The sequence below is a fragment of the Mesorhizobium sp. RCC_202 genome, assembly GCF_041355295.1.
Taxonomy (GTDB): domain Bacteria; phylum Pseudomonadota; class Alphaproteobacteria; order Rhizobiales; family Rhizobiaceae; genus Mesorhizobium.
This window is the reverse complement of record NZ_JBFUPO010000001.1, coordinates 127,017-141,006: the sequence shown is the minus strand read 5'-3', so window position 1 is coordinate 141,006 and position 13,990 is coordinate 127,017. Positions and strand designations below refer to the sequence as shown.

Annotated in this window: 11 protein-coding genes; 8 read left to right on the top strand and 3 right to left on the bottom strand. The window is 64.0% G+C overall.

Annotated elements, in window-relative coordinates:
- Nucleotides 1–49: 49 nt before the first annotated feature.
- From AB6802_RS00640 to AB6802_RS00605, 8 genes are all read left to right on the top strand, one after another.
- Nucleotides 50–1,042 (top strand): cell wall hydrolase, encoded by a 993-nt coding sequence (locus AB6802_RS00640; protein WP_371008062.1) that lies wholly within the window; start codon nt 50–52, stop codon nt 1,040–1,042.
- A 101-nt stretch (nt 1,043–1,143) separates the two neighbouring features.
- A complete protein-coding gene (recR, locus tag AB6802_RS00635; RefSeq protein WP_371008061.1) occupies nt 1,144–1,749 on the top strand; it encodes a recombination mediator RecR in 606 nt (201 codons plus the stop codon).
- A gap of 16 nt (nt 1,750–1,765) precedes the next feature.
- Nucleotides 1,766–3,004, top strand: a complete 1,239-nt coding sequence (locus AB6802_RS00630) for a lytic murein transglycosylase (protein ID WP_371008060.1) — start codon at nt 1,766–1,768, stop codon at nt 3,002–3,004.
- A gap of 235 nt (nt 3,005–3,239) precedes the next feature.
- The gene (locus AB6802_RS00625) at nt 3,240–4,877 is read left to right on the top strand and encodes an ABC transporter substrate-binding protein (protein WP_371008059.1); all 1,638 of its coding nucleotides are present in this window, start codon (nt 3,240–3,242) and stop codon (nt 4,875–4,877) included.
- Between the two features lie 18 nt (nt 4,878–4,895).
- On the top strand, nt 4,896–5,963 hold the full coding sequence (locus AB6802_RS00620; protein WP_371008058.1) for an ABC transporter permease: 1,068 nt from the start codon (nt 4,896–4,898) through the stop codon (nt 5,961–5,963).
- Complete coding sequence (gene nikC, locus AB6802_RS00615; RefSeq protein WP_371008057.1) at nt 5,960–6,880, top strand: nickel transporter permease; 921 nt, start codon at nt 5,960–5,962, stop codon at nt 6,878–6,880. Before AB6802_RS00620 ends, nikC begins: the two co-directional genes overlap by 4 nt.
- 10 nt (nt 6,881–6,890) lie before the next feature.
- Nucleotides 6,891–7,730, top strand: coding sequence for an ABC transporter ATP-binding protein (locus AB6802_RS00610; RefSeq protein ID WP_371008056.1), 840 nt, complete (start codon nt 6,891–6,893; stop codon nt 7,728–7,730).
- The gene (locus AB6802_RS00605; protein ID WP_371008055.1) at nt 7,727–8,473 is read left to right on the top strand and encodes an ABC transporter ATP-binding protein; all 747 of its coding nucleotides are present in this window, start codon (nt 7,727–7,729) and stop codon (nt 8,471–8,473) included. The genes AB6802_RS00610 and AB6802_RS00605 overlap by 4 nt, the downstream gene beginning before the upstream one ends.
- A 221-nt stretch (nt 8,474–8,694) precedes the next feature.
- Here the strand turns inward: AB6802_RS00605 and AB6802_RS00600 are convergent, their stop codons facing one another.
- From AB6802_RS00600 to AB6802_RS00590, 3 genes are read right to left on the bottom strand one after another with little or no spacing between them, the layout of a single operon-like run.
- A complete protein-coding gene (locus AB6802_RS00600; protein ID WP_371008054.1) occupies nt 8,695–11,787 on the bottom strand; it encodes an efflux RND transporter permease subunit in 3,093 nt (1,030 codons plus the stop codon).
- The gene (locus tag AB6802_RS00595) at nt 11,787–12,860 is read right to left on the bottom strand and encodes an efflux RND transporter periplasmic adaptor subunit (RefSeq protein WP_371008052.1); all 1,074 of its coding nucleotides are present in this window, start codon (nt 12,858–12,860) and stop codon (nt 11,787–11,789) included. Before AB6802_RS00595 ends, AB6802_RS00600 begins: the two co-directional genes overlap by 1 nt.
- Nucleotides 12,857–13,987, bottom strand: a complete 1,131-nt coding sequence (locus tag AB6802_RS00590; RefSeq protein WP_371008051.1) for an efflux RND transporter periplasmic adaptor subunit — start codon at nt 13,985–13,987, stop codon at nt 12,857–12,859. The genes AB6802_RS00595 and AB6802_RS00590 overlap by 4 nt, the downstream gene beginning before the upstream one ends.
- Between the last annotated feature and the right edge of the window lie 3 nt (nt 13,988–13,990).

Below are 13,990 nucleotides of genomic sequence, written 5' to 3'. Positions count from 1 at the left end.
TCTTGCCACATCTCGGGGCGGGCTGGCATCTGGACATGAGGCTTTTTTGTTGATCGCGACGCGATGGAAGACGCCGCTGCTGCTTGTCGGCATCGTCATTTCCCCCTTGCTCCTGGCCGGTTGCAGCCAGACGACTTCTTCCCATGGCATGTCGGTGTCGGGCCTGACTGACGCGCTCACGCCGAGCTTCCTCACCACGCGCACCAGCCACTCGCTGAAGGACAGGGAGTGCCTGGAAAGGGCGATGTTCTTCGAATCCAACCGGTCGAGCCGCGACGGCATGATCGCCGTTGGCACGGTGGTCATGAACCGGCTGCGTTCTGGCCAGCACGGCAGCACCATCTGCGAGGTCGTCGGCGAGCAGGGCCAGTTCGCGCCCGGCGTGCTGACGCGGCCGATGAACTCAAGGGCACTGCCGGATGTCGAGGAAGCGGCCGATGCGGTGCTGCGCGGCGAGCGCAAGGGCAAGCTTAAGAACACCATGTATTTCCACACCGCCGGCCTGCGCTTCCCCTACAAGAACATGCACTACACGATGGTGGCCGGTGGCAACGCCTTCTATGAGAAGCGTGGCCGCAACTGGCAGCCGCTGCCCGATGAGCCGATGGTCGCCATGAATTCGGACCAGCCGCAGAAGCCGGTGCCTGCAGCGCCGGTGCTGGTCGCCTCCGCCGAGCCTGTGGTGAAGACGATCGTGCGCCCCGATCCGACCAAGCAGACCTATATGACCGCGGCTGTGGCGCCGGCATCGCCGACCAGGAAGATCAAAATCGTACCCGCCGATCAGACCTATATGACCGCTTCGGTGGCTCCGTCGCAAAAGTCCGGCCGTGTCGCGCAGAAGCAGATCATGGTCGCGATGCAGGAGCCGATGGCCGAGCCGGACGCCTCGCGTTTCGGTGGCGCCGTCAACGCCCGCTACATCACTTCGGTGCCGAACGCGCCGCAGGAAGCGGCGATGGGCTTCCAGTCGACGCCTGACAACACCGATGCCATCGGCGCGATGATCGTCAGCCAGGACCGGCCGCTCGAAGCCAACTGAGCTAATCTCATTCAACGACACAAGGCCTGCCATGGCAGCATGGCGGCCCTTGTGTCGTTGCGGCTGTTCCAAACAGCACGGAAACCTCCTAGATCAGAGCGATGTCGAAAAGAATCGCCGGTCCCGAAATCGAACGCCTGATCCAGCTCCTGGCCAAGGTGCCGGGGCTCGGGCCGCGGTCGGCACGGCGCGCCGCGCTGCATCTCATCAAGAAGAAGGAGCAACTGCTCGCGCCTTTGGCCGCCGCCATGGCCGAAGCAGTCGACACGGTGCGCATCTGCTCGACTTGCGGCAATGTCGATACCTCCGACCCTTGCATGATTTGCACCGATCCGCGCCGCGACGCCGGCACGCTGATCGTGGTCGAGGACGTTTCCGACCTCTGGGCGCTGGAGCGCGCGGCGGCCATGAATGTGCGCTACCATGTACTCGGCGGCACGCTGTCGCCGCTCGATGGCATCGGGCCTGATCAGCTCAACATCCGCTCGCTGGTCGATCGCGTCGCCGGCGGCGAGGTCAAGGAGGTGATCCTGGCCGTCAACGCCACGGTCGAGGGGCAGACGACGGCGCATTATCTGACCGACCAGCTGTCCGGGTTCGAGATCAAGGTGACCAGGCTGGCCCACGGTGTGCCGGTCGGCGGCGAGCTGGACTATCTCGATGAAGGCACGCTGGCCGCTGCGCTCAAGTCGAGGACAGCGTTCTAGATCGGGGGACTTGAAAATGACGGCATTACGCGGCCTAAGTCTGCTCGCATTTTTCTTGGCAACACTTTTCGCCCTCCCCACCCACGCCGCCCCCATCGACGACCAGTTCCGCGCCTGGCTGCAGACCGACCTCTGGCCGGAAGCCAAAGCCAAAGGCATCTCCAAGAAGACCTTTGACGAGGCCTTTCTCGGCGTGAAGCCGAACCTGAAACTGCCCGACCTCGTCATGCCCGGCGAGGAACCGACAACGCCGCAGAAGCAGCATCAGGCCGAGTTCGGCCCGCCTGCCAACTATTTCGCCGAGAAGATCGTCCGCGCCGTCACGTCAGGCGGGCGCACGCGCGAGAGCGCGAATTCCAGGGTGCTCGGGCTCATCGAGAAGCGCTACGGCGTGCCGGGCGAGATCGTGCTGGCGATCTGGGGCCGCGAGACCGGCTTCGGCGCCGCCAAGATGCCTTACGACGCTTTCGAGGTGCTTGGCACCAAGGCGTTCATGTCGACCAAGAAGGATTTCTTCCGCACCGAGTTGCTGGCGGCGCTCGACATCGTCCAGCGCGGACTGGCGCCGGTCAATGCCATGAAATCGTCCTGGGCCGGCGCGCTCGGCCAGCCGCAATTCATGCCGACATCCTTCCTCAAGCATGCCGTCGATTTCGACGGCGACGGAAAGCCCGACATCTGGAACTCGACGCCCGACGTGCTCGCCTCGATCGCCAACTACTTCGTCCACTATGGCTGGGTGAAAGGCCGGGGATGGGGTGTCGAGGTGACCGTGCCGGCAAATGTCTCCTGTGCGCGCGAAGGCCCCGACCAGGGCAAGAAGATTTCGGATTGGGTGGCCATGGGCATCCGGCGCGCCGACAACAAGGCGTTTCAGGCAAGCGAGATGAAGGCGCAAAGCTCTTTGCTGATGCCGGCCGGACGCAGTGGTCCGGCTTTCCTCGTCACGCCGAACTTCTATGTGATCAAAGAATACAACAACAGCGACCTCTACGGCCTGTTCATCGGCCATGCCGCCGACCGCATCGCCAAGGGCGATTACACCTTCTCCGGCAGTTGGGGCCCGGTCGGCGACCTCCATCGATCCGATATCGCCGCGCTGCAGAGGGCGCTGGAGGCCAAGGGCTATGATGTCGGCAGCGCCGACGGGCTGCCCGGCTTCAAGACGCGCCGCTCGATCGGCGTGTGGCAGGCCAAGAACGGCAAACCCGCCACCTGCTTTCCCGATGCAAGCCTTGTCGCCGCAATCAAGTAACTGAGCAGGCAGTGCTTTCCTGATTGGAGGGTTCGCTTGAGGCCATCAGCCCTGCCTGGCCATTTGTCATGCAAATCCGCGTTGCCGGCTCTAAAGTCGCCTTATATGCTGTTGACCAATTGGACAAAAACCACGACGTTACGAGAGTCAGAGGCCGCCATGCGGCTTCAAAAGAACGCTGCAATCCTGAGCCGGGAACTCAGGTCAATAATCAACAAAACAGGGAACGATCACCATGATGCTGGAAAAGTTTGGTTTCCGCTCGCGCGGCCTGCTCGTAGGCGTGGCGCTGTCGGCGCTGTGCGCCGCACCCGCTTTCGCGGTTACCCCCGCCGACACGCTGGTCGAGGGTTTTGCCATCGACGACATCATCACGATGGATCCTGGCGAGGCGTTCGAGCTGTCGACCGCCGAGGTCACCGGCAACACCTATGATCTCCTGGTCCGGCTCGATTTGAGCGACACTTCCAAGGTCAAGCCGGATCTCGCTGCGAGCTGGACCGTCTCCGACGATGGCCTGACCTACACCTTCAAGCTGAAGCCGGGCCTCAAATTCGCCTCGGGCAATCCGATCACCGCGGCCGATGTCGCCTATTCCTTCGAACGCGCCGTCAAGCTGGACAAGAGCCCGGCCTTCATCATCGGCCAGTTTGGCATCAGCGGCGACAATGTCACTGAAAAGGCCAAGGCCGTCGACGACGCTACGTTCCAGTTCACCGTCGACAAAGCCTACGCACCGAGCTTCGTGCTGAACTGCCTCTCGGCCACCGTCGCCTCGGTGGTCGACGCCAAGCTGGTGAAGGAACATGTCGCCGCCGTGACGCCGAGCGCCGACTACAAATGGGACAATGACTTCGGCAACGCCTGGCTGAAGACCGGCTATGCCGGCTCCGGCGCCTACAAGCTGCGTGAATGGCGCGCCAACGAGGCCGTCGTTCTGGAGCGCAATGACAATTACAATGGCGAGAAGGCCAAGCTCGCCCGCGTCATCTACCGCAACATGAAGGAAAGCTCGGCGCAGCGTTTGGCGCTCGAAGCCGGCGACATCGACGTTGCCCGCAACCTCGAGCCGAACGATCTCGACGCCATTGCCAAGAACGCCGACCTCGTCACCACCAGCGCGCCGAAGGGCACGGTCTATTACATCAGCCTCAATCAGAAGAACCCGACGCTTGCCAAGCCCGAGGTCCGCCAGGCGTTCAAATATCTGGTCGACTATGATGCGCTGAGCACGACCATCCTCAAGGGCATCGGCGAGATCCACCAGACCTTCCTGCCCAAGGGCGTTCTGGGTGAACTGGACGAGAACCCGTTCAAGCTCGACGTCGCCAAGGCCAAGGAATTGCTGGCCAAGGCCGGCCTGCCGGATGGTTTCAAGGTGACCATGGACGTTCGCACAGGACAGCCGACCACCGGCATGGCGGAATCGATCCAGCAGACGCTCGGGCAGGCCGGCATTCAGCTGGAGATCATCCCGGGTGATGGTAAGCAGACGCTGACCAAGTATCGTGCCCGCAACCACGATATCTATATCGGCAATTGGGGTCAGGATTATTTCGATCCGAACTCCAACGCCCAGACCTTCGCCTCTAATCCCGACAATTCGGATGCCGGCAAGTCTCACACGCTCGCCTGGCGCAACAGCTGGGATATTCCGGACCTGACCAAGGAAACGGAAGCAGCACTTCTGGAGAAGGATGCTGGCAAGCGCGCCGATATATACAAGGATCTCGAGAAGAAGATCCTCGACACCAGCCCCTTCGTCATCATCCACCAGCAACTGGAAGTGGCCGGGCTGCGCAAGAACCTCAAGGGCTTCGCGCTCGGCCCGAGCTTCGACACCAACTTCGTCGGTCCGGTTTCGAAGGAATAGAAGCGGCGGACGCGACGCGTGAGCGTGGCTGAAAACCAGGCGGCGGCAGGGCGTGGAAGCGTCCGTGCCGTCGCCATTCTATCGTCGCTCGGCCGCTTTTTGATCATCGCGGTGACGACCTATCTCGGCCTGCTCGCGGTGACATTTTTCATCGGCCGCGTCATCCCGATCGATCCGGTTCTGGCCGTCCTCGGCGACCGGGCGCCTACGGCGGTGGTGGAGCGCACGCGCCGTGAGATGGGGCTCGACCTGCCCTGGATCGAGCAGTTCTACATCTATGTCAAACACGCTCTGAGCGGTGATTTCGGCACGTCGGTGCTGACCACAAATCCGGTGATGTCCGATATCCGCCGCGTCTTTCCTGCCACCATCGAATTGGCGACGCTGGGCACGCTGATCGGCGCCATCATCGGCGTGCCGCTCGGCGTGCTGGCCGCCGTCAAACGCGGCAGCCTGGTCGACCAGGTCGCGCGCATCGTCGGCCTCATCGGCTATTCGGTGCCGATCTTCTGGCTGGGGCTGCTCGGCCTGGTGCTGTTCTACGCCAAGCTGCAGTGGATCGCCTTTCCGGCGCGGCTCGACGTCGTCTACGAATACACCTTCACGCCGATCACCGGCTTCTATTTGCTCGATGCCGCGATCCAGGGGCAGTGGGACGTCTTCCACGACGCCTGGCGCCATATCGTCCTGCCGGCAGCACTGCTCGGCTATCTGTCGCTCGCCTATATCAGCCGCATGACCCGCTCCTTCATGCTGAACGAGCTGGCGCAGGAATATATCGTCGCCGCGCGCGCCAAGGGTCTGTCGGAAAGCCGCATCATCTGGGGCCACGCGCTGCGCAACGCCGCAGTGCCGATGGTGACGGTGATCGCGCTCTCCTACGCCAACCTGCTCGAGGGCTCGGTGTTGACCGAGACCGTCTTCTCGTGGCCCGGCATCGGCCTCTACATCACCAATTCGCTGCAGAATGCAGACATGAACGCCGTGCTTGGCGGCACCATCGCCATCGGCTCGGTCTTCATAGGCATCAACCTCTTCTCCGATCTACTCTACCGGCTTCTCGATCCGAGGACCAAGGTCGGATGAGCGTCGAAACCCTCCAATCCCGGCGCGCGTGGCTGCTCACCGAGCGGCCGGCCTCGCGCCTGCAGGCAAGGCTCGGCCGGGCCTATGTCGCCTGGCGGCGCTTCTCCGCCAACCGGCTGGCGTTGGTCGGGCTGTTCATCATTATCGCGCTTGTGGCGGTCGCGGCCCTTGCCGGTGTGCTGGCGCCTTACTCGCCGACCTTCGGCGACCTCAAGAATGCCCGCCTGCTGCCGCCTGGCGCCGCGCATTGGTTCGGCACTGACGACCTTGGCCGCGACATCTATTCGCGCGTTGTCTACGGCACGCGATGGACGCTCTATGTCGTGATCCTCGTCGCCATCATAGCGGCACCCATCGGGCTGCTGGTCGGCACGGTCGCCGGCTATGCCGGCGGCTGGACCGATGCCATCCTGATGCGCGTCACCGATATTTTTCTGGCCTTCCCCAAGCTGGTCCTGGCGCTGGCTTTCGTCGCTGCGCTTGGCCCAGGCATCGAAAACGCGATAATCGCGATCGCCATCACCTCCTGGCCGCCTTATGCGCGTATCGCCCGCGCCGAGACGCTGACTGTGCGCAACTCCGACTACATCAAGGCCGTGGAACTGATGGGCGCCTCATCCTTCCGCATCGTGCTGCGTCACATCATGCCGCTTTGCATCTCCTCGCTGATCATCCGCGTGACGCTCGATATGGCCGGCATCATCCTCATCGCCGCCGGCCTCGGCTTCCTCGGTCTCGGCGCGCAGCCGCCGCTGCCCGAATGGGGCGCGATGATTGCGTCCGGCCGACGCTTCATCCTCGACCAGTGGTGGGTTGCCGCCGCACCTGGGGTCGCCATCCTCATCGTCAGCCTTGGCTTCAACCTGCTCGGCGACGGCCTGCGCGACGCGCTTGACCCCCGGAGCGGTGATCAATGAGTGGTGGCCAATGAGCAGCGACACGCTTCTCGACGTCGACGATCTGCGTGTCAATTTTCCGACCCGAACCGGTCTCGTCCAGGCCGTGCGCGGTGTGTCGTTCTCGCTTGGCCGCGAGCGGCTGGGCATCGTCGGCGAGAGCGGTTCCGGCAAGTCGCAGACCGGCCGCGCCATCATGGGCCTGACCCCGCCGCAGGCCGAGGTTTCAGCGAAGAAGCTCTGTTTCGACGGCATGGATCTGCTTTCGATATCGCCGCGTGAGCGTCGGGCGCTGCGCGGCAATCGCATCGCAATGATCCTGCAGGATCCGAAATACTCGCTCGATCCGGTGATGAGCATCGGCCGCCAGATCGTCGAAACGCTGCGCACGCATGAAAAGGTTTCCAAGGCCGAGGCGCGTGAGCGCGCGCTGGCGATGCTGGAAGCGGTGCAGATCCGCGACCCTAAGCGCGTTTTCGACCTATACCCGCATGAAGTCTCGGGCGGCATGGGCCAGCGCGCCATGATCGCCATGATGCTGATCGCCGGACCCGAGCTGATGATCGCCGACGAGCCGACCTCGGCGCTCGATGTCACCGTGCAGCTCGATGTGCTGGGCATCCTCGACAAATTGGTCAGCGAGCGCGGCATGGGCCTGATCTTCATCTCACACGACCTGCGCCTGGTTTCCTCCTTTTGCGACCGCGTCGTCGTCATGTATGCCGGCAAGGTGGTCGAGCAGCTCAAGGCCTCCGAACTGCGCGACGCCCAGCATCCCTATACGCGCGGCCTGCTCGACTGCATGCCGCGGATCGGCTTCGAGCGTCATCCGCTGCCGGTTCTCGACCGCAAGCCCGAGTGGGCGGCATGACGGCCGCGATCGCTGTCGAGAAGCTGGAAGTGGTCTTCGACCGTTTTCGCGCCTTGAAGGGTGTCAGCCTGGAAGTCGGAGAAGGCGAATCCTATGGACTGGTCGGCGAAAGCGGCTCCGGCAAGTCGACGCTGCTGCGGGCGATCACCGGCCTGGCGCCGGTTGCGTCCGGCACCATTACCGTCAACGGCAAGAAACTCGGCGGGACCCGCGACAAGGCCTTCTATCGCGAGGTGCAGATGGTCTTCCAGGATCCGTATGGCTCGCTGCATCCGCGCCAGACCGTCGATCGCCTGCTGCAGGAGCCGCTGGCGATCCATGGATTTACCGACGGCGAAAAGCGTATTGAGCGCGCGTTGGACGAGGTCGGCCTCGGAACTGGCTTCCGCTTCCGCTACGCGCATCAGCTATCCGGCGGCCAGCGCCAGCGCGTCGCGATCGCTCGCGCGTTGATCCTCGAACCGTCGATCCTGTTGCTCGACGAGCCGACCTCGGCGCTCGACGCCTCGGTCCAGGCGGAAGTGCTCAACCTTTTGGAAGAGGTCCGTCGGCGCCGCAAGCTCACCTTCCTGATGGTCAGCCACGACCTCGCCATCATCACCCATATGTGCGAGCGGCTGATGGTGATGCAGAATGGCGAAACGGTCGAGAAGCTGACGGCGAGCCAGCTGATTGGCCATCGCGTGAGCGCGGATTATACGCGCAACCTGCTCAGGGCGAGCGAGGGGTTCGTGCGGGTATAGCTCCGTAGCTAGAGCAATTCCAGGAAAAGTGTGATCGGTTTTCCGTCCGGAATTGTGTAAAAACAAAGAGATAGAGCGGTTCGCCGTTTCCGTGAAACGGTGAAACGCCCTAGAGCAATTCCAGGAAAAGTGTGACACGGTTTTCCGTCCGGAATTGCGTCAAAACAAAGAGTTAGGGCGGCTCGCCGTTTCCGTGAAACGGTGAAACGCCCTAGCGAAACTTATGTTGCCGCCGCTCCACCCTCCGGCAGCGCTTCGCTCTGCGCCCCCTCCTTCGGCTCCTTGATCCTGAACCACGTCACATAAAGCGCCGGCAGGAACAGCAGCGTGATCGCCGTGCCGGCGATGATGCCGCCCATCATGGCGTAGGCCATCGGTCCCCAGAACACTTCGCGCGCGATCGGGATCAGCGCCAGGCTGGCCGCCGCCGCCGTCAGCGCGATCGGCCGCATGCGATGCTCGGTCGCCTCGATCACGGCCGCCCAGCGATCCTTGCCCTCCTTGACGAGATCCTCGATCTGCACGATCAGGATAACCGAGTTGCGGATCAGGATGCCGATCAGCGCCAGCACGCCGAGAATGGCGACGAAGCCGAGCGGCGCGCCGCTCGGCACCAGGGCCGCCACCACGCCGATCAGGCCGAGCGGCGCCACCGCCACCACCAGGAACAGGCGCTGGAAGCTCTGCAACTGGATCATCAGTATGGTCGCCATGACGAACAGCATCAATGGCACCACGGCAGCGATCGGTCCCTGGCTCTTGGCGCTTTCCTCGACAGAGCCCGCGGTCTCGACCGAGTAGCCCGGCGGCAGCTTGGCGATGAAGGCCTCGACGGAGGGTTTGAGTTCGTTGACGACGGTCGCCGGCAGCACGTCGCCGACCAGCCCGGCCCGCACGGTGATCGTCGGCGTGCGGTTGCGCCGCCACACCGTCGGCTGCTCGAGGTCGTAGCGGAAGTTGGCGACCGCGGCGAGCGGGATTGCCTCGCCATTTCCGGTCGGCAGCTGGATGTTCTGCAGCGTCTCGATCGAGCCGCGCTCGGCCTCGCGCGAGCGCGCCACGACATTGATCAGGTAGGTCGCGTCACGCACCTGCGTGATCGTCGCGCCGCCGACCGTGCTGTTCAGCGTGCTGGCGATGTCGGACGAGGTGATGCCGAGCTGGCGCGCCTTGTCCTGCAGCACCTCGACCCTCAGCACGCGCTGCGGCTCGTTCCAGTCGAAGGTTGGCGCCGCAAGCTTCGGATTGGCCGAGATGACGCCGGCGAACTGTTGCGCCAGCTCCCGAACCGTCTGGATGTCGGGACCACCGACGCGGTACTGCACCGGACGCCCGACCGGCGGTCCAAGCTCGAGCGGCTTGACGAAAGCGTCGGTACCGACGAACTCCGCGCGCAGCAGTTTCTCCAGCGCCGGCTTCACCCGGTTGCGCGCCTCGATGCTCTTGGTGACGATGACGGTCTGGCCGAAATAGGGGTTTGCCGGTTGCACGTCATAGGCCAGCACGAAGCGCACCGCGCCCTGGCCGATATAGGAACTGAAATGATCGATGTCGGGATTGTTGACCAGTGCGCGCTGTTCGAAGCGCTGCATCTGGTCGCGCGTCTCGGCGATCGAGGAATTCTGCGGCAGGTTCCAGTCGACGATCAGTTCCGGCCGGTCCGACGGCGGGAAGAACTGCTGCTGGACAAGCCCGAAGCCGGCGATCGAGCCGGCAAACAACAAAACCGTGACGATGATGGTCAGCCAGTGATGGCGCACCGAGCCGACAAGCACCCGCCGGAACAGCGAGGTGAAGCGTCCTGGCTGGTCGTGATGCTTGGTCTTCATCGTCGCCGGCAGGATGGTGACGCCAAGCAGTGGCGCAAACAGCACCGCCACGATCCATGACACGAGCAGCGACACGGCGATGACGACGAACAGCGTGAAGGTGTATTCCCCAGCGGCGCTCGAATTGAGGCCGATCGGAATGAAGCCGGCGACCGTCACCAGCGTTCCGGTCAGCATCGGGAAGGCGGTCGAGGTGTAGACATAGGTCGCCGCCTTGCGCAGATTGTCGCCAACCTCCAGCCGCGCCACCATCATCTCGACCGCGATCATCGCGTCGTCGACCAGCAGGCCGAGCGCGATGATCAGCGCGCCGAGCGAAATGCGCTGCAGCGATATGCCGAGATATTCCATGACGGTGAAGGTGATGGCCAGCACCAGCGGGATCGACAGCGCGACCACGAAGCCGGCGCGCATGCCGAGGCTGATGAAGGACACCGCAAGCACGATCGCCACCGCTTCGAACAGCGCGCGCGTGAAGCCCGAAACCGCTTCCTCGACGATGACCGGCTGATCGGCCACCAGATGCACGCCGACGCCGACCGGCAGATCGGCCAGCACCTTGTTCATCTCCTCATGCAGCGCCTCGCCGAACTTGAGCAGATTGGCGTTGGGCTTCATGCCGATGGCAAGCCCGATCGCGTCCTGGCCGTTGAAGCGGAACAGCGCCGTCGGCGGATCGGCATAGCCGCGCGTGATCGTCGCCACGTCGCTCAGCCGGAAGAAGCGGTCGTTGACGCGCAGATTGATGGCGCGCAGGCTTTCCTCGGAGGCGAACTGGCCGCCGACGCGCACGCTGATCCGCTCCGGGCCGGACTGGATGACGCCCGACGGCGTGATCGCGTTCTGCGCCTGCAGGCTGGCGACGATCTGCTGCTGGTTGAGGCCAAGTGCCGCGATCTGGCGGGTCGAGAATTCGAGATAGATCGCCTCGTCCTGCGCGCCGACCAGATCGACCTTGCCGGCATTCGGCACAGTCAGGATCTTGGTCCGCACATCCTCGACATAGTCGCGCAGCTGGCGCGGCGTCAGTCCGTCCGAGGTGAAGGCATAGATGTTGCCGTAGACGTCGCCGAAGCGATCGTTGAAGAACGGTCCCTGCACGCCTTGCGGCAATTGTGCCGTGATGTCGTTGACCATGTTGCGCACCTGAATCCAGTTCGGCACGACGTCGCGCGCCTTGGTGGTGTCCTTCAGGTTGACGAAGATGACGGTCTGGCCGGCAGTGGTGACGGACCGGGTGAAGTCGAGGCTGTCGAGCTCCTCGAGCTTCTTCTCGATTCGGTCGGTGACCTGCTGCACGGTTTCCTTGACCGAGGCGCCCGGCCAGTTGGCCTGGACGATCATGGTCTTGATGGTGAAGTTGGGATCTTCCTCGCGGCCGAGATTGAGATAGGAGAACACGCCGGCCACCACGAAGACCAGCATGAAATACCAGACCATCGAGCGATGGCTGAGCGCCCAGTCGGAGAGGTTGAAGCCCTTCATCAGACGCCTCCCTCCAGCACTTTGACCTTCTGGCCTTCGTTCAGGCTGTGCACGCCGGCGGTAACCACGCGCATGCCGGCCTCAAGGCCTTCGGCAACGGTGAAGGTGGCGCCATTCTTGGACGCTATTCTGATCTCGCGCGTGGCGACGCTGGAGGACTGCGGATCGACGACCCATACCTTGGCGGCACCGTCCTTCTCAAGCAGCGCCGACATCGGCAGTTCGATTGTCGGCGTCACCTTGGTCATGCGCGTCGCCGTGATCGTCGAGCCGAGCCGGAACGCTGTCGGCGGATTGACGAGCGTCAGTTTGACACGGCGGCTGCGCGTCGCGCCTTCCGACTGCGGCGCGATCTCGCGCAGCTTGGCTTCGGTCTTGATGGTCGGCAGCGATTGCAGGATGATGTCGAACGGTGTGCCGACGGTGAGATCGCCGATCAGCCGGTCGGGAATGTCGACCACCGCCTCGCGCGGGTCGGTACGCGCCACGGTGACGACAGTCTGGCCGGGCGACACCGTCTGGCCGACCTCGGCGCCGGTAGCGGTGACGACGCCGTCGAAGTCGGAAAACAGCCGGGCGTAACCAAGCTGCTCTTGCGACTTGGCCAGAGCGGCGTTGGCGCGCTCGACCCCGGCTTGCGCGGACTGCCTGGCCTGTTGCGCGGTATCGAAGGTGGCTTGCGGCGTGTTTGCGGAGGCAAGCAACTGCCGCTGGCGATCCTCGCTTGCAGCGGCATTGGCGAATTGCGCCTGGGCATTCGACAGGTCCGCTTTCGAGACCTGAACGGCTAGCTCCAGCGCCGTCGGATCGAGCGCGGCGATCGTCGTGCCCTTGGTCACGAGGTCGCCGACCTTGACGTCGCGCGAGACGACGCGGCCGAGCAGGCGGAAGGCGAGGTCGGCGCTGTATTGCGGCTGCACCGTGCCGGCGAAGCCGAAGGTCTCGACGGTCTTCGGCTCGATCACCATCGACAACACCGGCCGGATGACTTCCGGCGGCTTCTCTTCCGAGCGCGAGCAGGCGCCAAGCGTTGCAACGACGAGCAGGATGGAAATGCCGGGCAAACGTCTCATTGGCTGGCGCCCGCGATGTCCACGGTCTGTCCCGGGCTGAGCAATTGTCCGCCGGCGGTGACGACGCTCTGGCCCTCCTGCAAGCCGTTGTCGACGGCGACCACGCCGGAATCGAAGGCGAGCACGTCGACCGGCGCCGCTGCCACCGCCTTGCTCGACGGGTCGACCACCCAGACGGCGGGTTTGCCGGCGGCCGAGGTCAGCGCCTGCCAGGGCAACAGAATAGCTTTCACCGGCCGGGCGCTGACGGTGCCGATAACGGCGGCGCCCAGCGGCATGCCGGCGGGCGTATCGGGAATGCCGATCTTGACCCGGATCGAGCCCGATGCGGTATCGACGGCCGGCGAGATTTCGCGCACTTTGCCCACAGCCCTGATCTGCGGGTCGGCAAGCAGGGTGATCGTTACCGCCGGGGAAGGAGCCGTCTGGGCGACCAGCGTCTCCTGGACGTTGAACACCGCGTCGCGATCGCCGTCCTCGGCGACGGTGAAGACGGTCTGCGCCGCCTGCACCACTTGCCCCGCCTCGACCTGGCGCGCCGTGATGACACCGGCGGCGCCCGCCTTGAGTTCGGTGTAGGAGAGGTTTTCCTTGGCGTTGGCCAGAGCGCTGTTTGCCGCGTCGACGCTACCTTGCGCCACCTTCAGCGCCTGGTCGGCGCTGTCGAAATCGCGCCTTGTCGTATAGCCTTGCAGAAGCAGCGTCTTCTGCCGCTGGAAGGCCGCCGCGGCTTGCGTCTGTTGCGCCTGCGCGGCGTCGAGATCGGCCTGCGCCGAGCGCAGGTCGGATTCCTGCTCCTGCGGATCGATGCGCGCCAGCACCGCGCCTGGGTCGACATGCTGGCCGACATCGACCAGCCTTTCGGCGACGCGGCCGCCGACGCGGAAGGAGAGATTGTTCAGCGTGCGCGCCGCAATCACGCCGGTGAGCGAGGTTCGCGGCGCATAATCGGCAAGCGCCACCGTCTGTGTCGTCACCATCACCGGCAGCTTCTTTTCCGCCGCCTGTTGCTTCTGGCAGCCGGCGGCGGCGAGCGCGGCGCAGGCCACTAGCAAAAGCACGGATGGGTGAGACGAATGGCGGGATAACGAAGATGGCAAGGCGGACGATGTCGCGTTCCTGCTCATGGT

Coding starts and splice junctions, on each gene's coding strand:
- recR (WP_371008061.1), top strand. CDS start 1,144: ATGTCGAAAAGAATCGCCGGTCCCGAAATCGAACGCCTGATCCAGCTC.
- AB6802_RS00630 (WP_371008060.1), top strand. CDS start 1,766: ATGACGGCATTACGCGGCCTAAGTCTGCTCGCATTTTTCTTGGCAACA.
- AB6802_RS00625 (WP_371008059.1), top strand. CDS start 3,240: ATGATGCTGGAAAAGTTTGGTTTCCGCTCGCGCGGCCTGCTCGTAGGC.
- nikC (WP_371008057.1), top strand. CDS start 5,960: ATGAGCGTCGAAACCCTCCAATCCCGGCGCGCGTGGCTGCTCACCGAG.
- AB6802_RS00610 (WP_371008056.1), top strand. CDS start 6,891: ATGAGCAGCGACACGCTTCTCGACGTCGACGATCTGCGTGTCAATTTT.
- AB6802_RS00605 (WP_371008055.1), top strand. CDS start 7,727: ATGACGGCCGCGATCGCTGTCGAGAAGCTGGAAGTGGTCTTCGACCGT.
- AB6802_RS00600 (WP_371008054.1), bottom strand. CDS start 11,787: ATGAAGGGCTTCAACCTCTCCGACTGGGCGCTCAGCCATCGCTCGATG.
- AB6802_RS00595 (WP_371008052.1), bottom strand. CDS start 12,860: ATGAGACGTTTGCCCGGCATTTCCATCCTGCTCGTCGTTGCAACGCTT.
- AB6802_RS00590 (WP_371008051.1), bottom strand. CDS start 13,987: ATGAGCAGGAACGCGACATCGTCCGCCTTGCCATCTTCGTTATCCCGC.